The following is an 18,463-nucleotide window of genomic DNA, read 5'->3' on the forward strand; positions in this document are numbered from 1 at the left end:
GTGTGGCCGCCCCAGGCACACCGCGCGGCGGGTCGTCACACCCAGCGCGACCGAAGGTCCGACGGCAGCTTCTCGACGGCGAGCCGGACGGCTGGACGCGGCATCCCCTCGACATGCTCCTCGAGGAAGGTCACCAGCCGGTCTCGGTCACGCTCACCTGCATGCTTGGCGAAGATGCCGACGGGCTTGTGCACCAACGGATCCCGGTCGGTCGCGAGCTGGGCGGCGAGCTCCCAGCCGACCTCCACGTCGTCGGTGTCGAGGAAGCCGAGCGGCGCCGTCATGGCGGTGCGCCGACGCAGCGGCTCGGGCGAGAGCGCGAGGTCGCGCAGGATCTGCTTGTCACGACCGACGAGCCACTGGCCGATGACGCGCGGTGCAGCCCGGTCGACCATGTCCCACGTCGTGATCCGGTCGTGGTGACCGAGGTAGGTCCGGGCGAGGGTGCCGCGACCGTGACCGTCGATCCGTTTGCGCCGGGCCTTGAAGTCGAGGATGCAGAGGGCAGCGAGCCGAGGTTCGTAGGCCGGGTGGGCGAGCAGCCGCTGCACCTCGCTGAGCGGTAGCGCCGTCTGTCGCTTGGCGACGGCGAAGACCGTGCCCATCCGCACGCCCAGGGCCTCCTCGTCGGGGGCGAGGCGCGTGCGCACCGATGCGAGCGCCTCCGGCGAGCCCTCGGCCTCGAGCTCGGCGACCACGGCCGCGGCCGTCGCCACCGACGCCATCAGGACAGGCCCTCGATCGGCTGGGCGGTGACGCCGTCTGCGTCGACGAGCAGCATGAGCGGGTCGGGTGCCTCCCCTCCGCGCACGACGACGACGGTCTCGCCGCGGTGCCGGTCGACGAGCTCCTCGAGTCCGGACGACCCGTCGTGGAGGTCGCCGTGCCCGAGGTGCGAGGGGACGCCGAGGTCGTCGGCCAGCGACTCGACCGGGCCGGTGTCGGGGACGTCGTCAGCGGCATACACCGCCTGGACCTTCTCGAGGTGGATCGCGGACGCCAGCCAGGCGACGTCGGAGAGCGCCGGAGGGTTGACGACGATGACGCGCGCGGCGCACTGCAGGTCGCTCATACCTGCGACGCTACGCCTGCTCAGACGGGCGCGGACTCGAGGGGCACCAGGCCCCGCGCGGCGCGGATGACACCCACCATCTCGCCCATGATGTCGTTGAGGCCGAAGTCCTTCGGCGTGAAGACCATGGCGACGCCGGCGGCCCGCAGTGCCGCGGCGTCGGACTCGGGGATGATGCCTCCGACGATGACCGGTACGTCGCCGGCACCCGCCTCGCGCAGGCCCCGGAGGACCTCGGGCACGAGCTCCATGTGCGAGCCGCTGAGGATCGAGAGGCCGACGAGGTGGACGTCCTCGGCCACGGCGGCCGCGACGATCTGCTCGGGCGTCAGCCGGATCCCCTGGTAGACGACCTCGAACCCGGCGTCGCGGGCCCGCACCGCGACCTGCTCGGCGCCGTTGCTGTGGCCGTCGAGGCCGGGCTTGCCGACGAGGATGCGCAGCTTCTCGCCGAGCTCCTCGCCGGTGCGTGCCACGAGCCGGCGTACGTGGGACAGGGCGTCGCCGGGCTCGCTCGAGCCGACGCCCACCGAGCCGGAGACCCCGGTGGGTGCGCGGTATTCGCCGAACTGCTCGCGCAGTGCGGCGGCCCACTCTCCCGTCGTCACCTCGGCACGGGCGCACTCGAGCGAGGCTGCCATGAGGTTGACGTCGGTGGCCGCGTCGGCGCGCAGACGCTCGAGGGCCGCCGCGGCGCGCGCCCGGCGCTGGGGCTCGGCGTCGCGCGTCGCGCGCCACGCGCGTACGGCCTCGGAGGCGTGGCGCTCGACGTCGGCGTCGACGGTCTGGATCGCGGTGTCGAGGTCGGCGGTGAGGGGGTTGGGCTCGGTGGTCTCGAAGCGGTTGAGGCCGACGATGACGGCCTCCCCCGCCTCGATGCGACGACGACGCTCGGCGTGGGAGGCGACGAGCGCGGACTTCATGTAGCCGGACTCGACGGCAGCGACGGCGCCGCCCATCTCCTCGACCCGGGCCATCTCCGCCTTCGCCCCGGCCACGAGCTCGGCGACCTTGGCCTCGACGACGACCGACCCGGTGAAGAGGTCGTCGTGCTCGAGCAGGTCGGACTCGTAGGCGAGCACCTGCTGCATGCGCAGGCTCCACTGCTGGTCCCACGGGCGCGGCAGGCCGAGCGCCTCGTTCCACGCCGGCAGCTGGATGGCGCGGGCCCTGGCGTCCTTGGAGAGCGTCACGGCGAGCATCTCGAGGACGATGCGCTGGACGTTGTTCTCGGGCTGGGCCTCGGTGAGGCCCAGGCTGTTGACCTGCACGCCGTAGCGGAAACGGCGGGCCTTCGGGTCGGTCACGCCGTAGCGCTCCCGGGTCAGCTCGTCCCACAGCTGCACGAAGGCGCGCATCTTGCACATCTCCTCGACGAACCGCACGCCGGCGTTGACGAAGAAGGAGATCCGGGCGACGACGCTGGCGAACTCCTCGGGCGGCACCTGCCCCGAGTCGCGCACGGCGTCCAGCACGGCGACCGCCGTCGACATGGCGTACGCGATCTCCTGCACGGGGGTCGCCCCGGCCTCCTGCAGGTGGTAGCTGCAGATGTTGATGGGGTTCCACTTCGGGATCTCGCGCACGGTGTAGGTGACCATGTCCGTGATGAGCCGGAGCGACGGCGCGGGCGGGAAGACGTAGGTCCCGCGCGAGAGGTACTCCTTGATGATGTCGTTCTGGGTCGTGCCCGCGAGCTCGTGCACCCAGGCAGCCGGGTCCTCGCCGGCGGCCTCCGCCTGGCGCTCGGCGGCGACCTGGTAGAGCGCGAGCATCCACATCGCCGTCGCGTTGATCGTCATCGAGGTGTTCATCTCGCGCAGCGGGATGGCGTCGAAGAGGGCTGCCATGTCGCCGATGTGGCTGATCGGGACCCCGACCTTGCCGACCTCGCCGCGAGCGAGGACGTGGTCCGGGTCGTAGCCCGTCTGGGTCGGCAGGTCGAAGGCGACGGACAGACCCGTCTGGCCCTTGGAGAGGTTGCGGCGGTAGAGCTCGTTGCTCGCGGCGGCACTCGAGTGACCGGCGTACGTGCGCATGACCCACGGCCGGTCGGGCGTCACCCGGGCGGCCGGATGCGGCGTGCTCTCCGTCGAAGACATGGCTCGACGGTAGCGGCGGGGTGCAGCCGCGGGGAGGCGCTCAGGCGGTGAGAGGCGCCACAGTCAGACTCGCCGGAGCCGGGTGGCGCGGGGCGAGGATGCGCTCGAGGCGGCAGCCGCGCAGCAGACGCGTCGTGCGGTCGCTCGCGTCGACGAGCACCAGCCGACGCTCGGCGCGGGTGGCCCGCCGGTGGAGGTGGACGATGACACCGAGGCCCGTCGCGTCGCCGATCTCGGCGCCGCCGAGGTGCAGGCGCAGCTCCCCCGGACCCTGGATGATGACCGCGTGGATCGCGTCGCGGATGTCGGGCACCGTGTGGACGTCGAGACGCCCCTCGATGATGACATCGTGGCCGTCGGGTGCGTCGAGCACTCTGACCGGACCCCTGCGGTGGGTGTTCAGCGTCATGTAGACCCCTCTCAACGCTGTGCCGTCACCATGATGACGCCTCAGCCAGCCAAAACGTTGCCCCTAGGAGTCAAGAAGTGGTCAAGAAAATACGAACATCAAGCGAACAACCCCGGCGGCCTCGGTGCCTCCATTGAGCGCTCCTGACACAGCGACGATCCGCCCCCCGCAACCGCGGAATCGGCGTGGCGTGTGTCCGAGGTTCGGCTACTCGAACGGGGGCTCGTCGTCAGGCTCGCGCGTCACGTCGGCACCGAGGGCGCGCAGCGCCTGCTCGAACCGCGGGTAGCCGCGGTCGATGTGGTGGACACCGCTGACGAGGGTGTCCCCTTCGGCCACGAGGCCGGCGATGACCAGGGCGGCGCCGGAGCGGATGTCGCTGCTCTCGACGGGGGCGCCGGACAGCAACGGAACACCGTGCGTCATCACGTGGTGCCCGTCGATCTGCGCGTCGGCGCCGAGACGTGCGAGCTCCTGGACCGTGCGGAAGCGGGCCTCGAAGAGGTTCTCCGTGACCATGGCGGAGCCGTCTGCGACGGCGTTGTACGAGAGCGCGAAGGGCTGCAGGTCGGTCGGGAAGCCCGGGTAGGGCAGCGTCGCGACGTCGAAGGCACGCGGGCGCCGGTCGACGGCCGACACCCTGAACCCGCGAGGCGTGACCTCCACGTGGCACCCGGCCTCCTCGAGGGCGCCCAGCGGCGCCCGGAGATGCTCGGCGACCCCACCGACGACCTCGATGTCTCCCCGCGTGGTGGCGGCAGCGAAGGCCCACGTGCCGGCCGCGATCCGGTCGGAGACGACGGCGTGCTCGGTCGGGACGAGGGCCTCGACGCCATGGACGGTGATGCGTGACGTGCCGGCGCCCTCGAGCTCGGCGCCCATCGACACGAGCATCTCGGCGATGTCGATGATCTCCGGCTCCTTGGCGACGTTGTCGATGGTTGTCGTGCCGCGGGCCAGGACGGCCGCCGTGAGGATGTTCTCGGTGGCCCCGACGCTCGGGAAGTCGAGGCGGATGTCGGCGCCGCACAGGCCGCCCGGAGCCGTGGCCACGAGGTAGCCGTGCGTCACGTGCACCTTGGCGCCGAGGGCCTCGAGGCCGGCCGCGTGCAGGTCGAGGCCACGCGAGCCGATCGCGTCGCCACCCGGGACGGCGACGTCGGCCTCGCCGACGCGGGCCACGAGGGGGCCCAGCACCGAGATGGAGGCGCGCAGCGCCCGGACGAGCTCGTAGTCGGCCCGGTGGCCGATGCGCTCGGGCACGTCGAGGACGACGACGCCCGCGGCCGGGTCGTAGTCGACGCCCACCCCGAGCCGGCGCAGCAGCTCGGCCATGATCGTCACGTCGGCGATCGCCGGCACGTTCGTCAGAGTCGTGCGGCCCACGGCCAACAGGGCCACGGCCATCAGCTTCAGGGCGCTGTTCTTGGCGCCGACGACGGCGACCTCGCCCACGAGGTGGGCGCCACCGACGACACGGAATCGCTCTCTCACCCACCGAACCCTATCGGGGCACCGACCCACCGACGGCGCCTCCACGACGGGTGAGAGAGTGGCCCCATGGTCAACCTGACGCGGATCTACACACGCACCGGCGACGACGGCACGACGAGCCTCGGCGACTTCTCGCGCGTCAGCAAGAACGACGCCCGGCTGCACGCCTACGCCGACTCCAACGAGGCCAACGCCGCCATCGGCATCGCCGTCGCGTGCGGCGACCTGCCCGACGAGGTCAGGGCCACCCTCCAGCGCGTGCAGAACGAGCTCTTCGACGTCGGCGCCGACCTGTCGACGCCACTGCGGCACTCGTACGACTACCCGCCCCTGCGCGTCGAGCAGCCCTGGATCGACGACCTCGAGGCGGACTGCGACCACTACCTCGAGCAGGTCGAGAAGCTCCGGTCCTTCATCCTCCCCGGAGGCACGGCCGGGTCGGCGCACCTGCACCTCGCGACGACCATCGTGCGTCGCGCCGAGCGTTCCGCGTGGGCGGCCGCCGAGCAGCACGGCACCGAGCCGGCCCCCGAGGACACGGACGCGCGGGGCGTCGGCGGCGTCAACGTCCTCACGGCGAAGTACCTCAACCGCCTCTCGGACCTGCTCTTCATCCTCGCCCGGATCGCCAACAAGCCGATCGGCGGCGACGTGCTGTGGCAGCCCGGTGGCGGCCGCGTCGAGAAGCCCGAGCGCACGAAGAAGCACTGACCCGCCCGCCGTGCGGTCGACGCGCCGCGGCACGGATGTGCGCCACGGCGCGGTTGCGCACGTTCAGGCGGCCGCATTCGGCACGGAAGTGCGCCAAGGCGCAGTTTCGGGCCGAACGGCGGCGTCAGGCGACGTTGACGTTGTAGCCGGGGGGTGCGGCTTCCTGCCACGAGCGCAACGCGGTGTAGGCGGGCCCCTGGAGGGCCAGCTCGAAGTCGCTGCCGCCGTCGCTGCAGGGGACCCGGCTCGCGTCGGGCAACAGCGGGATCGAGTCGCTCGCGCTCAGCGGCTCAGGGGCGTCGAGCAGCAGGCGCTGACGCAGCCAGCGGTGCTTGGGGCGCACGGAGACGCCCCCGAGGGCATACCACTCGAGGGCGTTGTCGCCGAACCTGATGAGACCCAGGCGCCAGCGGTCGGACTCCGTGCGGCGCATGCCGCAGAGGGTCAGGGGCAGACCCTTGGCGATGTAGCGCCGGCGCAGGTAGGTCGTCGCGAGGACGACCACCGCGACCACCAGGAGCATGCCGATCACGATCTCGGTCGAGGCGAGAACGGACGGCACGCGGGGCCTCAGCTCGTCTGCAGGGATGAGGCGTCGACGTGCTCGGCGACGATGGTCACGACGTCGGAGTCGACCGAGAGGAACCCACCGTCGACCGTCACCGTGCGACGCTCGCCCTCGAGGGACTCGATGGAGACCTCGCCCTCGACGAGGACACCGAGCAACGGGGTGTGGCCGGGCAGGATACCCAGCTCGCCCGAGATGGACCGGGCGCGTACGAACTTGGCCTCGCCCTCCCAGACCTTCCGGTCGGCGGCAACCATCTCAACCTTGAGCGAACTCACGTTTCCTCCGGATCGTGGGGGTGTGCTCTGCAGTTTAGTGCCTCTGCGAGGATGCTCCGTACGCGAGGTGGCGCAGGCCGCCCGCACCGATTCCCATCCTCCACAGGAGTCCCATCCATGAGCACTGCCGTGTCCGACGCCCTTCTCGAACCGACCCGCCGCCCGGTGGCCGTCGAGACCCTGACCGACGTCATCGACGCCGAGGTGGCCGACAAGTCCGGGCTGGGCGGAGCCGCCGTCAAGGCCGGCTACGCCGCCGCCAGGAAGCTCGGTGGCAACTTCGTCACGAGCGCCACCGACCGTCTGCTGCCCCAGTTCGCGAACGCCCTCGACTCCTTCTGGGCGACCAAGGGTGACACGTCGTTCGGTGCGCACCTCGCGGCCCAGCCCGACGCTGCGGCCGACGCCCTCCTCGCGGTGACCGACGCGAAAGCCGCCAGGACCTCGCACGGCTCGGCCGCCAAGGTCTACGGCTCGCTGCGCGGCAAGGCCAAGGGCCACGTCGTCGCCGCACTCCCCCGCCTCGGCGCCGCCGTGGAGCGCCTCGTCCCCTGACGCGTCCCCGGCGCGCGCCCGCGGGCACGACGCCGACCACGTATGCCGCCGGGCCGGCTCCCTCGGGGAGCCGGCCCGGTCGTGGGTCCCCGTCGCAGCCGGGCCGGTCAGGACTCGTCGTGCGCGCGGTCCGTCGCGATGCGCGGCAGCTCGGGACTGAACTCCGAGCCGAGGTCGGCGATCGCCTGCCGGGCGAACACCTGCTGCTCGGTGACGACGCGCTCGGACCGACCGCGTCCGATGAAGGTGACGGCCCAGTGCAGCAGCGTCGTGATCCGGTGCTTGAAGCCGATGATGTAGACGAGGTGCACCGCCAGCCACAGGATCCAGGCGAAGAACCCGCTGAACTGCGCCTTGCCGACCGACGCGACGGCCGAGAAGCGCGAGATCGTGGCCATCGACCCCTTGTCGAAGTACTCGAACGGTCCCTTGGGCTCCTTGCCGTCGAGGCGTCGCTCGATCTGCTCGGCGGCGTAGCGACCGCCCTGGATGGCGACCTGGGCGACGCCCGGCAGCCCGTCGAGCGCCATCATGTCGCCGACGACGAAGACCTCGGGGTGGCCCGGCAGCGTGAGGTCGTCGCGGACCTCGACGCGGCCGGCCCGGTCCAGGCGGGCGCCGGACTGCTCGGCGAGCTGGCGACCGAGCGGCGAAGCGCTGACGCCCGCGGCCCACACCTTGCACACCGACTCGATGCGCTCGCGGCTGCCGTCGCCGTGCTCCACCTCGATCCCGGTCGCGTCGACGTCGACGACCTTGGCGCCGAGGCGCACCTCGACGCCCATCTCGGTCAGGCGCTCGACAGCACGGTCGCCGAGCTTCTCGCCGAAGGAGCCGAGCACCGCGGGAGCCGCGTCGAGCAGGACGACCCGGGCCTTCGTCGGGTCGATCCGCCGGAAGTCGCGCTTGAGGGTGCGTCGCGCGAGCTCGGAGATCTGGCCCGCCATCTCGACACCGGTGGGACCCGCACCGACGACGACGAACGTCATGAGGCGGTCGACCTCGGCCTGCGTCGTGGCGAGCTCGGCGAGCTCGAACGAGCCGAAGATGCGACCGCGCAGCTCGAGGGCGTCGTCGATCGACTTCATGCCGGGGGCGTGCCGGGCGAACTGGTCGTTGCCGAACCACGACTGCCCGGCGCCGGCGGCGACGATGAGCGAGTCGTAGGGGGTGACCGTCTCCCTGCCGACCGCGGTGTGGGTCACGGTGCGCGCCTCGAGGTCGATCGTCTCGACGTCACCGAGCAGCACCTTCGCGTTGTCCTGGCGGTGCAGCACCTCGCGGGTCGACGGGGCGATCTCGCCCTCGGAGAGGATGCCGGTGGCCACCTGGTAGAGCAACGGCTGGAAGAGGTGGTGCGTCGTGCGGGCGATGAGGGTCACGTCGACGTCGGCGCGCTTCAGCTTCTGCGTGCTGAACAGACCGCCGAAACCCGATCCGATGACCACGACCCGGTGGCGCGGGGCCTGCTGGGTGGGCGTGCTCACGATTCTCCTTGTCCTTGAGCTGTGTCCTGGTGCGAGGTGGTGGGCTCGTCGGCGCTGACGGGTGCATCTGTGTCAACACCATGAGTCGTACCCGCATGCCCCGTGGGCGACGCCGAGGGCCTCCACGGGCTGCGGTTCTCGTCACACCCGGCGCGGTTGGTCGCTCGTCTCATCCGGCCCGCCTCAGGACGACGATCTGCGAGGTCTGTGACACGACGCGGTAGTGGGCGACGACCCAGTCACGCAACGGGTCGGCCTCGTGGACGTAGCGGTGGTGGCCGTACCCCGGCCAGAAGTCCCGGGCCGCCACCACGCACTCCGGCACGCGTCCCGAGCGCTGCATCCAGTCGAGCACGTCCTGGCTCGTCGTGCCGAAGAAGTCCATCCAGACGATCGGGGTGTCGAAGCGGAGGTCGGCATAGAGGAAGGCCGCCGGGTGGATGTAGTCGAGCGCCCCGTCCCCGGGCCGTGCGCACGCGTGCACGGCCTGCTCGTTGGCCTCGAGCTCGGCACGGTGCGGCTCGGTGGTCCGGAGCCCGGCGAAGGCACCGCCCGGGGCGTCCGCCACGAGGGCGGTCGGTGGCCCGTCGCGGAAGCTGTTGAGCGCGTGGACCGTCCCGAAGGACGCGAGGAGGAGACCTGCCACCGCCACCTTCGCCGGGCGCGTGCCGACGTGCACGAGTGCGGCGACGGTCACGGCGAGCAGCCCGGGCGCCAGCACCGCCGCCGTCGCCCCCCACACCGGGCCGGAGGAGGTGAACGCGGCGAGGAAGGGCATGCCGACGAGCGTGGGTGTCAGGCCGAGAAGGGTCAGGCGGGCCACGGGTCCCCGGGTCCGTACCGCGACGACGACGAGGACCGGCAGCAGGACGACGACCAGGACGGTGCCGAGCAGCGGGGTGAGCCACGACAGCACGGTGTACGTCGTCGAGACCACCCCGCTCTGGAGGGCCTGGACCGTGACCGCACCGACGGCGAGGAGCACGAGCGGCACCCTCAGGCGTCGCGCAGCGGGAACCGCAGCGAGCAGGGCGAGTGGCACCGCGAGCAGGACCCACGGGCTCGCGAGGGCGGTCCCGACCTGGGAGGTCCACCGCCCGAGCCGGTCCCAGCGACTCGGGCGCGCGGCCTGGTAGGCGTCGGTGAAGGCCACGGTCGCCGAGATGTCGGCCGGGCCCCAGACCACGAGGGCGAGGACCCCGACGACCGCACCGACGACGAGTGCACCGCACGCGACCGCCAGCACTCCGCGCCGCGCCGAGACGAGGTCGAGCGCGCCGGGACGCCGTTCGCCGGGCGCGCGACCCGACCTCGAGGTCGCCGCGTCGAGGCGCCAGAGCAGCACGCCGAGCACGACGAGGAGCGCGGCTGCCGCTGGGGCTGTCACGGGGTGGCTCACCGCCCCGAGCGCGGTCGCCGCCCCCGCCGACACGGCATACGGGCGCGCGCAGCGGACGCAGCGGATGGCGGCGCCCAGCCCGCAGCACACGGCGAGGAGGTACATCAGCGCCGGGGTCGTGTTGTACGACACGACCTGCTGGTTGTATGCCGCCGGCAGCAGCGCCACGGCCAGCGCGCACGCGCTCGTGCCCCGACCGAACGCCGGTGCGATCGCGCGCCAGCACACGGCCCCCACGCCGGCGCAGACGAGCACGAACCACACCCGCGAGGCGAGCACGAGGCCGTCGAGCCCGACGACGTGTTCCCAGATCCACACGAACGGGACCGCGGGCCAGGCACCGAGCGCCTGGACGTTCATCTCGTCCCGGAACGGGACGTCACCCTGGGCGAGCCGGAGCGCCAGCTCCACGGCGTGCGAGCTGTCGCTGAGGTCCACCCCGTAGCGGGCGCGGGCGATCGCGACGGCCACGACGGCCACCGCGAAGCACGGCACCCAGAGACGACGAACGGGGAGGGCCCCAAGGGCACCTCCCCGTCGTCGGGTGAATCGATCCATCCAGATCAGAGGTTCTTCTGGATCTCCGCCCACTGGCGCTCGACGTCGTCGAGGCCACCACACATGAAGAAGGCCTGCTCGGCGACGTGGTCGTACTCGCCGTCAGCGATCTTCGTGAACGCCTCGATCGTGTCGGAGAGCGGCACGGTCGAGCCCTCGATGCCGGTGAACTGCTTGGCGACGTAGGTGTTCTGCGACAGGAAGCGCTGGATGCGACGGGCGCGGTTGACGAGGATCTTGTCCTCTTCGGAGAGCTCGTCGATGCCGAGGATCGCGATGATGTCCTGCAGCTCCTTGTTGCGCTGGAGGATCGACCTGATGCGCACGGCCGTGCTGTAGTGGTCCGCCGCCACATAGCGCGGGTCGAGGATGCGCGAGGTCGAGGACAGCGGGTCGACGGCGGGGTAGATACCCATCGACGCGATGTCACGCGAGAGCTCGGTCGTCGCGTCGAGGTGCGCGAACGTCGTGGCCGGGGCCGGGTCGGTGTAGTCGTCGGCGGGCACGTAGATCGCCTGCATCGAGGTGATCGAGTGACCACGCGTCGAGGTGATGCGCTCCTGGAGCGTGCCCATCTCGTCGGCCAGCGTGGGCTGGTAACCCACGGCTGAAGGCATACGGCCCAACAGGGTCGAGACCTCCGAGCCGGCCTGCGTGAAGCGGAAGATGTTGTCGATGAAGAGGAGCACGTCCTGCTTCTGGACGTCGCGGAAGTACTCCGCCATCGTCAGCGCCGAGAGGGCCACGCGCAGACGCGTGCCCGGCGGCTCGTCCATCTGACCGAAGACGAGCGCGGTCTGTCCGAGGACGCCCGCCTCCTCCATCTCGACCATGAGGTCGTTGCCCTCGCGGGTGCGCTCACCGACACCGGCGAACACCGACACACCACCGTGGTCACGGGCGACACGGGCGATCATCTCCTGGATGAGCACCGTCTTGCCGACACCGGCACCACCGAAGAGGCCGATCTTGCCGCCCTGGACGTACGGGGTCATGAGGTCGATGACCTTGATGCCCGTCTCGAACATCGTGGTCTTGGACTCGAGCTGGTCGAAGGCGGGAGCCTTGCGGTGGATGCCCCAGCGCTCCTTGACCTCGAGCCGCTCGCCCTCGGCGAGGTTCATGCACTCGCCGGTCGTGTTGAACACGTGGCCGAGCGTCACGTCACCGACGGGGACGGTGATGGGGCCACCGGTGTCCTGCACGGCCGAGCCGCGCACGAGGCCGTCGGTCGGCTGGAGCGAGATCGCACGAACCATGTTGTCGCCGATGTGCTGCGCGACCTCGAGGTTGATGTTCTTCGTCTCGCCGGCGAGGGTGACCTCGGTCGTGAGCAGGTTGTACTGCTCCGGCATGGCGTCGACGGGGAACTCCACGTCGACGACCGGGCCGATGATGCGGGAGATGCGTCCGACGCCGCCCGCGGGCGGGGCCGTCCACGTGGTGTCGCTGACAGTTGCAGTCATGGTGGTCTGCTTCCTTACCTGTGGGCGTTACTTCTTGGCGTCGGCGAGGGCGTTGGCGCCGCCCACGATTTCGCTGATCTCTTGGGTGATGCCGGCCTGACGGGCCTGGTTGGCGAGGCGCTGGTAGGTCTTGATCAGCTCCGTCGCGTTGTCGGTGGCCGACTTCATCGCCCGCTGGCGGGCGGCGAGCTCGGAGGCCGCCGAGCTGAGCAGCGCGGTGAAGATGCGGTTGCGGACGTACTTCGGCAGCAGCAGGTCGAGGACCTCGGCAGCGCTCGGCTCGAAGGAGTACTCCGGCGGGATCTGGCCGTCCTCGTAGCGGTTGACGCTGAGGTCGAGGCTCTCGTCGTCGCCCGCCGCGTCGGCCTCGACGACCTCGAGCGGCAGCAGGCGCAGCACGAAGGGGTCCTGGCGGACCATCGAGCGGAAGCGGGTGAACACGACGTGGATCTCGTCGTGACCGCCCTCCTCCGTGGGCTTGAGGAAGTCGGCCGTGATGCGGTCGGCGATCTCCTTGGCGTTCTCGAAGGTCGGGGCGTCGGAGAAACCGGTCCACTCGGCGGCGTAGTCGCGCTTGCGGAACTTGAAGTAGCTCACGGCCTTGCGACCGACGAGGTAGGGCACGACCTCCTTGCCCTCGGCGGTCAGCTTGGAGATCAGCTCCGCGCTCTCCTTGATCGCCGCGACGGAGTAGGCACCGGCAAGTCCGCGGTCCGCCGTGATGATGACGACGCCGGCCCGCTTCGCGGTCTCCTTCGCCGTCGTCAACGGGTGGTCCTCGTTCGTGTTGGTCGCCACCGCGGACACGGCACGCGTCAGCGCGGTCGTGTACGGCATCGCCTCGGTGGCCCGCTGGCGGGCCTTGACGACGCGTGCGGCCGCGATCAGCTCCATCGCGTTGGTGATCTTCTTGATGGAGTTGACGGACTTGATGCGCTGGCGGTAGATCCGCATCTGCGCTCCCATGTGCTCCGCCTCTCTTGGTCTGTAAAAGTCTGTGGTTGCCTGCGGGGTGGGCTCACGCCCGCTTCCGTCTGCCGCCCGGCTGGCCGGGCGGCATACGGAAGGTGGTCACTTCTGCTTGACGATCTTCGCCTGGGTGATCTGGTCGTCGGCGATCTCGTCGAACTCCTCGTTGCCGGCCTCGAGGCCGTCCTTGCCGGTGCCCCGGAAGGTGAACTTGACCTCGTCCACGACCTTGGACAGGGCCGTCTCGGTGTCCTCGTCGAGCTTGAGGGTCTCGCGGATCGTCTGGAGGATCTTGCCGTCCCGACGCAGCGTCTCGAGCAGCTCGGCTTCGAAGTTGCGCACGTCCTCGACGGCGACGTCGTCGAGCTTGCCGGTCGTGCCGGTCCAGATCGAGACGACCTGCTCCTCGACGGGGTACGGCGAGCTCTGCGGCTGCTTGAGCAGCTCGACGAGGCGCGCACCACGGGCGAGCTGGGCCCGCGAGGCCGGGTCGAGGTCGGAGGCGAACATCGCGAACGCCTCCATGGCGCGGAACTGCGCGAGGTCGAGCTTGAGTCGACCGGCGACGGACTTCATCGCCTTGATCTGCGCGGCTCCGCCGACTCGGGAGACCGAGACACCCACGTCGATCGCGGGACGCACGTTGGCGTTGAACAGGTCGGCCTGGAGGTAGATCTGGCCGTCCGTGATCGAGATGACGTTGGTCGGGATATAGGCCGAGACGTCGCCGGCCTTGGTCTCGATGATCGGCAGACCCGTCATCGAGCCGTGGCCGAGGTCGTCGGACAGCTTCGCGCAACGCTCGAGGAGGCGGCTGTGCAGGTAGAAGACGTCACCCGGGTAGGCCTCGCGGCCCGGCGGACGGCGCAGCAGCAGGGACACGGCGCGGTAGGCCTCGGCCTGCTTGCTCAGGTCGTCGAAGACGATGAGGACGTGCTTGCCCTGGTACATCCAGTGCTGGCCGATGGCCGAGCCGGTGTAGGGCGCGAGGTACTTGAAGCCCGCCGAGTCGGACGCGGGGGCCGCGACGATCGTGGTGTACTCCAGCGCGCCGGCCTCTTCGAGCGTGCCGCGGACCGACGCGATGGTCGAGCCCTTCTGGCCGATGGCGACGTAGATGCAGCGGACCTGGGCGTCGGGGTCGCCCGACTCCCAGTTGCGCTTCTGGTTGATGATCGTGTCGATCGCGACCGTCGTCTTGCCGGTCTGGCGGTCGCCGATGATGAGCTGGCGCTGGCCGCGGCCGATCGGCGTCATCGCGTCGATCGACTTGATGCCGGTCTGGAGCGGCTCGTGGACCGACTTGCGCTGGACGACGTTGGGGGCCTGCAGCTCGAGGGCACGACGCTGCTCGGACTTGATGTCGCCGAGACCGTCGATGGGGTTGCCGAGCGGGTCGACGACGCGACCGAGGAAGTCGTCACCGACCGGGACCGAGAGGACCTCGCCCGTGCGCTTGACGGTCTGGCCCTCCTCGATGCCGGCGAAGTCACCGAGGACGACGACGCCGATCTCGTGGACGTCGAGGTTGAGCGCGAGGCCGAGCGTGCCGTCCTCGAACTGGAGCAGCTCGTTGGTCATGGCCGAGGGCAGACCCTCGACGTGAGCGATGCCGTCACCGGCGTCGGTGACGCGGCCGACCTCTTCGCGGGAGGCCGCGCCGGGCTCGTAGGACTGGACGAACGAGTCCAGTGCGTCCCGGATCTCCTCCGGACGGATCGAAAGCTCCGTCATGTCAGATCTTCTCCTCGGTTTCGACCCGCAGGACGGGCCGGTGGTTGATCACAGCTGGTGGTGGGTGCCTCAGGCACCCATGGCCCGGCGGGCCGCGTCGAGCTTGCGGATGACGGTTCCGTCGATGAGCTCGTCACCGATCTCGACCTTGACCCCGCCCATGACCCGGGGGTCCACGACGGTGTTGACGTGGACCGTGCCGCCGTAGATGGCAGCCAGGCCCGCTGCGAGGCGGGCACGGTCGTCGTCGGTGAGCGGGACGGCCGAGGTGACGGTGGCCGTCTGCTGCTCGCGGCGGCTCGAGGCCGTCTCGAGGTACTTCTCGAGGACCCGGTCGAAGCGCAGGCCGCGCGGGGCGACCACGGCCTGACGGGCCAGCACGAGGGTCTCGGGTGCGACCTTCTCCCGAAGGAGCGAGGACACGAGGTCGGCCCGCTTGTCGGCGGGCGCCTGCGAGTCGGCCAGCGCCGAGCGCAGCGGGGCGTCGGCCGCCACGATGCGCTCGAAGCGGAACAGCTCGTCCTCGACGCGGTCGGCGCGACCCTGGGTCTCCGCCTCGGCGATGACGGCCTCGACGGCATACGACTCGACGGTGTCGGTCAGGTCACGCTCGGAGCTCCAACGCTGCCCGAAGGCACCCTTGAGCACGACGAGCGTCTCGGCGCTGACCTTGCCCGCGAAGAGACGCTCGGCGAGCTGGGCCTTGTCGACACCGTCGCGGGACGGATCGGCCACGGCGCGACGCAGGGTCGCGCTGCCGTCGATGATCCCGACGACCGCGAAGAGCTCCTCGGCCAACCGCGAACGGTCGGCACCGGCAGCGAGGACGCCGGTGAGAGCCTCGCGGCTCGCCGCCGCTGCTGCGCGTGAGGGTCCCTGCATCAGGCGTCCCCGCCCTGGCTGCCGGCGGCGCCGCCGACCTTCTCGCGCACGACGTCGCCCGACTCGAGCTCGGCGAGGAAACGCTCGACGATGCCCTTCTGACGGGTCTCCTCGTGCAGGGACTCGCCGACGATGCGGCTCGCGAGGTCGGTCGAGATGCGGCCGACGTCACTGCGGAGCGAGACGACCGCCTGCTGGCGCTCGGCCTCGATCTGCTTGTGCGCCGTCTCGGTGATCCGAGAGGCCTCGGACGCCGCGTGCTCGCGCATCTCGGCGATGATCTGCGCGCCCTGGGCCTTCGCGTCCTCACGGATGCGGGCGGCCTCGGAGCGGGCCTCGACGAGCTGCGCCTGGTACTGCTCGAGCGCGGCCTGGGCCTGCGCCTGGGCCTCCTCGGCCTTGTTCATCCCGCCCTCGATCGCAGCAGTGCGCTCGGCGTAGATCTGCTCGAGGCGCGGCACGACCTTCTGCTTCACGACGACGTAGAGAATCGCGAAGCACGCCAGGCCGAAGAAGAACTCGAGCGGGTGCGGGATGATCGGTGCCGCGGTGGCCCAGAAGCCGCCCTCGCCGCCCTCGGCGGTCACGGTCACTGCTTGCATGAGGTTCTCCTAGAGAGAAAGACGATCGATGCTTCGGGCTGCCCCGGAAAGGGGCGTCAGCCCTTGAAGACGAACGCGAGCGCGATACCGAAGATGGCGAGCGCCTCGGTGATGGCCATGCCCAGGAAGGCGATCGGCTGCAGCATGCCGCGAGCCTCGGGCTGACGGGCGACGCCGTTGATGTAGGCGGCGAAGATCAGACCGACACCGATACCGGGGCCGATGGCGGAGAGGCCGTAACCGAGGATGGCGATGTTGCCAGTCATGTTTATTCCATTCCTTCTTGTCTTGTCCGGCTGGCGGTTACCAGACGGGCGGGGGCGAAGCTGGGGTGTGGTGCTTGTGCGGTGGTGCAGTTCGTGGGGCGCCGGAGGCGCAGGGAGACCGCTGCCTCAGTGCTCGTCGGCGACCGCGCCGCCGATGTAGAGGGCGGCCAGCAGGGTGAAGACGTAGGCCTGGAGGAACTGGACCAGGATCTCGAAGAGCGTCATGACGAAGGCGAAGATCCACGTGACGCCGCCGGCGAGGACGAGGATGCCGCCGTTGGTGAGCATGTACCAGCCACCCGTGATGAACAGGACGATGAGGATGTGGCCGGCGAACATGTTGCCGAAGAGTCGCAGGGCGAGGGTGACCGGGCGCGTGAAGAGGTCGGTGATGAGCTCGAGGAAGAAGATCGCGGGGATCATGGCCTTGGGAAGACCGGCGGGCACGAGCGACTTCCAGTAGCCGATGAAGCCGTGCTTGCGCATGCCGACGACGTGGAAGACGACCCACACGATGAGCGACAGCGCGATCGGGAAGCCGATACGGCTCATCGTCGGGTAGCTCATCGGCGGGATGACGCCGAACAGGTTGTTGACGAGGATCGTCGTGAAGAGCGCGAAGAGCAGCGGGACGAACCGCATGAACTCCTTGCTGCCGATGAGGTCCTTGGCGATGCCGTTGCGCACGAGGCCGTAGACGGCCTCCGTGCCCATCTGGCCGCGGCCGGGCACGAGAGCCTTCTTCTTCGTCGTGGCGAGCAGGAACCACGCGACGAGGCCGGTGGCCAGGACCATGAGCAGGATCGGGCGGGTGATCGCGAACGGCCCGTCGGTCCCGAAGAGGGGCTGCCAGAACTCCTCGATGCCGGGGGCGGTGTAGTCCGTCGGGGCGGCGGCCACGATGCTCACGGGTTACTCCTTTGTAGGTTCTGGGCACTTCGGCTGACGACCTGCGTCAGGGATGGAGAGTCGGTGCTCGGGAGCGGGCTCCCGGTGGGGCTCCAGGTCGGCGGGCCGGCGGGCGACGCGCTGACGTGCGGCACGGGGGCCGTCGGGCTCAATGGGTACCGTATCGGAACCAGATCAGGTAGAGCGACAGGGCCATTCCACCCACGATCCCTACCCCGACGAGCCAGGTCGTGCCCAGCCAGTGGTCGGCCAGGGCACCGAGACCGCCGTAGATGAGCGGACCCGTGAGCATGTACGCGACGGCACGCCAGGCGGAGTCCTGCTCGCGGGTGTTGAACCGGCGCAGCTCCTCGGCCTTGTCCTCCGCAGAGGGCTCGCTCGGCTCGCTGGGCGCCGTGGGCTCGCTCGAGTCGCCGGGCTCCGGCGTCGGTGGTGTGGTCATGTCGACCTCCCGTGTCACGGCTCATCACGCGGCTCCCGGTGGGGTGCCGCCTCGGGCGTCGAGTCGGGCGTCGAGTCGGGCGTCGCGTCGGGCGTCGCGTCGAGCGAGGCCGCGCCGTCGGGGTCGTACGCGAAGATCCGCAGGCGCTTGTAGGCGCGCATCTCGAAGAAGAGCCAGACGACGGCGCACACCGTGATCGACAGGCCGATCGCGAAGCCCGAGGCCCACGTGACGTCGCGCAGCGCGAACATGACGACGCCGAGCACCAGCACCTTGACGGTGTAGGTGACCATGACGATCATCATCGTCGTCGTGGGCGGCAGGTCGGCCGTGCGCTTCATGACGAGCAGCGTCAGGCTGAAGAAGAAGAGGACGATGGCGGCGCCGAGCGCGGCCGACCAGGCGGCCTTGGGGCTCGAGACGAGCCCGACGACGACGCAGACGAGGCCGGCCACGGCCGTCGGCAGCAGGGAGCCCCGGAGGAGCTGCGCGAAGGCATCTGACTGTGATGCGTCGCGTGCCGGTGTGGCGCTCAAGAAAACCTGCCTGGGTGCGTCGTG

At 70.4% G+C, this 18,463-nt stretch carries 20 protein-coding genes; 2 read left to right on the forward strand and 18 right to left on the reverse strand.

Annotation, left to right across the window (positions count from 1 at the left end):
• Positions 1-35: 35 nt before the first annotated feature.
• The 5 genes from NR112_RS03655 to murA all read right to left on the reverse strand — a co-directional run bounded on the left by NR112_RS03655 (position 36) and on the right by murA (position 5,077).
• Positions 36-725, reverse strand: a complete 690-nt coding sequence (locus NR112_RS03655) for a DNA alkylation repair protein (protein ID WP_256792609.1) — start codon at positions 723-725, stop codon at positions 36-38.
• Positions 725-1,072, reverse strand: a complete 348-nt coding sequence (locus NR112_RS03660; protein ID WP_256792610.1) for a hypothetical protein — start codon at positions 1,070-1,072, stop codon at positions 725-727. The genes NR112_RS03655 and NR112_RS03660 overlap by 1 nt, the downstream gene beginning before the upstream one ends.
• A 20-nt stretch (positions 1,073-1,092) precedes the next feature.
• On the reverse strand, positions 1,093-3,111 hold the full coding sequence (locus NR112_RS03665) for a protein meaA (RefSeq protein ID WP_256792850.1): 2,019 nt from the start codon (positions 3,109-3,111) through the stop codon (positions 1,093-1,095).
• A gap of 103 nt (positions 3,112-3,214) precedes the next feature.
• A complete protein-coding gene (locus NR112_RS03670; RefSeq protein WP_256792611.1) occupies positions 3,215-3,583 on the reverse strand; it encodes an STAS domain-containing protein in 369 nt (122 codons plus the stop codon).
• Between the two features lie 207 nt (positions 3,584-3,790).
• Positions 3,791-5,077 (reverse strand): UDP-N-acetylglucosamine 1-carboxyvinyltransferase, encoded by a 1,287-nt coding sequence (gene murA, locus NR112_RS03675; protein ID WP_256792612.1) that lies wholly within the window; start codon positions 5,075-5,077, stop codon positions 3,791-3,793.
• A gap of 66 nt (positions 5,078-5,143) precedes the next feature.
• Here murA and NR112_RS03680 point away from each other — a divergent pair, with 66 nt between their 5' ends.
• Positions 5,144-5,788: a cob(I)yrinic acid a,c-diamide adenosyltransferase gene (locus tag NR112_RS03680; protein WP_256792613.1), complete on the forward strand. Its 645-nt coding sequence runs from the start codon at positions 5,144-5,146 to the stop codon at positions 5,786-5,788.
• A gap of 124 nt (positions 5,789-5,912) precedes the next feature.
• On the opposite strand, the gene NR112_RS03685 is transcribed toward NR112_RS03680, so the two are convergent.
• Positions 5,913-6,350 (reverse strand): DUF2550 domain-containing protein, encoded by a 438-nt coding sequence (locus tag NR112_RS03685; RefSeq protein ID WP_256792614.1) that lies wholly within the window; start codon positions 6,348-6,350, stop codon positions 5,913-5,915.
• An 8-nt stretch (positions 6,351-6,358) separates the two neighbouring features.
• The gene (locus tag NR112_RS03690; protein ID WP_028785412.1) at positions 6,359-6,634 is read right to left on the reverse strand and encodes a F0F1 ATP synthase subunit epsilon; all 276 of its coding nucleotides are present in this window, start codon (positions 6,632-6,634) and stop codon (positions 6,359-6,361) included.
• Between the two features lie 117 nt (positions 6,635-6,751).
• Here NR112_RS03690 and NR112_RS03695 point away from each other — a divergent pair, with 117 nt between their 5' ends.
• On the forward strand, positions 6,752-7,189 hold the full coding sequence (locus NR112_RS03695) for a hypothetical protein (RefSeq protein ID WP_256792615.1): 438 nt from the start codon (positions 6,752-6,754) through the stop codon (positions 7,187-7,189).
• Between the two features lie 107 nt (positions 7,190-7,296).
• Here NR112_RS03695 and NR112_RS03700 read toward each other — a convergent pair whose 3' ends face one another.
• The 11 genes from NR112_RS03700 to NR112_RS03750 all read right to left on the reverse strand — a co-directional run bounded on the left by NR112_RS03700 (position 7,297) and on the right by NR112_RS03750 (position 18,439).
• The gene (locus NR112_RS03700; protein ID WP_256792616.1) at positions 7,297-8,676 is read right to left on the reverse strand and encodes an NAD(P)/FAD-dependent oxidoreductase; all 1,380 of its coding nucleotides are present in this window, start codon (positions 8,674-8,676) and stop codon (positions 7,297-7,299) included.
• A 169-nt stretch (positions 8,677-8,845) separates the two neighbouring features.
• Positions 8,846-10,570, reverse strand: a complete 1,725-nt coding sequence (locus NR112_RS03705; protein WP_256792617.1) for a hypothetical protein — start codon at positions 10,568-10,570, stop codon at positions 8,846-8,848.
• Between the two features lie 68 nt (positions 10,571-10,638).
• A complete protein-coding gene (gene atpD / locus NR112_RS03710) occupies positions 10,639-12,099 on the reverse strand; it encodes a F0F1 ATP synthase subunit beta (protein ID WP_256792618.1) in 1,461 nt (486 codons plus the stop codon).
• Positions 12,100-12,126: 27 nt separating this feature from the next.
• The gene (locus NR112_RS03715) at positions 12,127-13,065 is read right to left on the reverse strand and encodes a F0F1 ATP synthase subunit gamma (RefSeq protein ID WP_256792619.1); all 939 of its coding nucleotides are present in this window, start codon (positions 13,063-13,065) and stop codon (positions 12,127-12,129) included.
• Positions 13,066-13,170: 105 nt separating this feature from the next.
• Complete coding sequence (gene atpA / locus NR112_RS03720; protein WP_256792620.1) at positions 13,171-14,802, reverse strand: F0F1 ATP synthase subunit alpha; 1,632 nt, start codon at positions 14,800-14,802, stop codon at positions 13,171-13,173.
• Between the two features lie 69 nt (positions 14,803-14,871).
• Positions 14,872-15,684: a F0F1 ATP synthase subunit delta gene (locus NR112_RS03725; RefSeq protein WP_256792621.1), complete on the reverse strand. Its 813-nt coding sequence runs from the start codon at positions 15,682-15,684 to the stop codon at positions 14,872-14,874.
• Positions 15,684-16,286: a F0F1 ATP synthase subunit B gene (locus NR112_RS03730; RefSeq protein ID WP_256792623.1), complete on the reverse strand. Its 603-nt coding sequence runs from the start codon at positions 16,284-16,286 to the stop codon at positions 15,684-15,686. The genes NR112_RS03725 and NR112_RS03730 overlap by 1 nt, the downstream gene beginning before the upstream one ends.
• A 56-nt stretch (positions 16,287-16,342) precedes the next feature.
• Positions 16,343-16,552, reverse strand: coding sequence for an ATP synthase F0 subunit C (gene atpE / locus NR112_RS03735; protein WP_020142944.1), 210 nt, complete (start codon positions 16,550-16,552; stop codon positions 16,343-16,345).
• A 126-nt stretch (positions 16,553-16,678) separates the two neighbouring features.
• The gene (gene atpB, locus NR112_RS03740; RefSeq protein WP_256792624.1) at positions 16,679-17,461 is read right to left on the reverse strand and encodes a F0F1 ATP synthase subunit A; all 783 of its coding nucleotides are present in this window, start codon (positions 17,459-17,461) and stop codon (positions 16,679-16,681) included.
• Positions 17,462-17,609: 148 nt separating this feature from the next.
• Complete coding sequence (locus NR112_RS03745) at positions 17,610-17,903, reverse strand: AtpZ/AtpI family protein (protein ID WP_256792625.1); 294 nt, start codon at positions 17,901-17,903, stop codon at positions 17,610-17,612.
• Between the two features lie 14 nt (positions 17,904-17,917).
• The gene (locus tag NR112_RS03750) at positions 17,918-18,439 is read right to left on the reverse strand and encodes a hypothetical protein (protein WP_256792626.1); all 522 of its coding nucleotides are present in this window, start codon (positions 18,437-18,439) and stop codon (positions 17,918-17,920) included.
• Positions 18,440-18,463: the final 24 nt, after the last annotated feature.

Origin of the sequence: Terrabacter sp. Ter38 (assembly GCF_024519435.1) — a bacterium.
Taxonomy (GTDB): Bacteria; Actinomycetota; Actinomycetes; order Actinomycetales; family Dermatophilaceae; genus Terrabacter.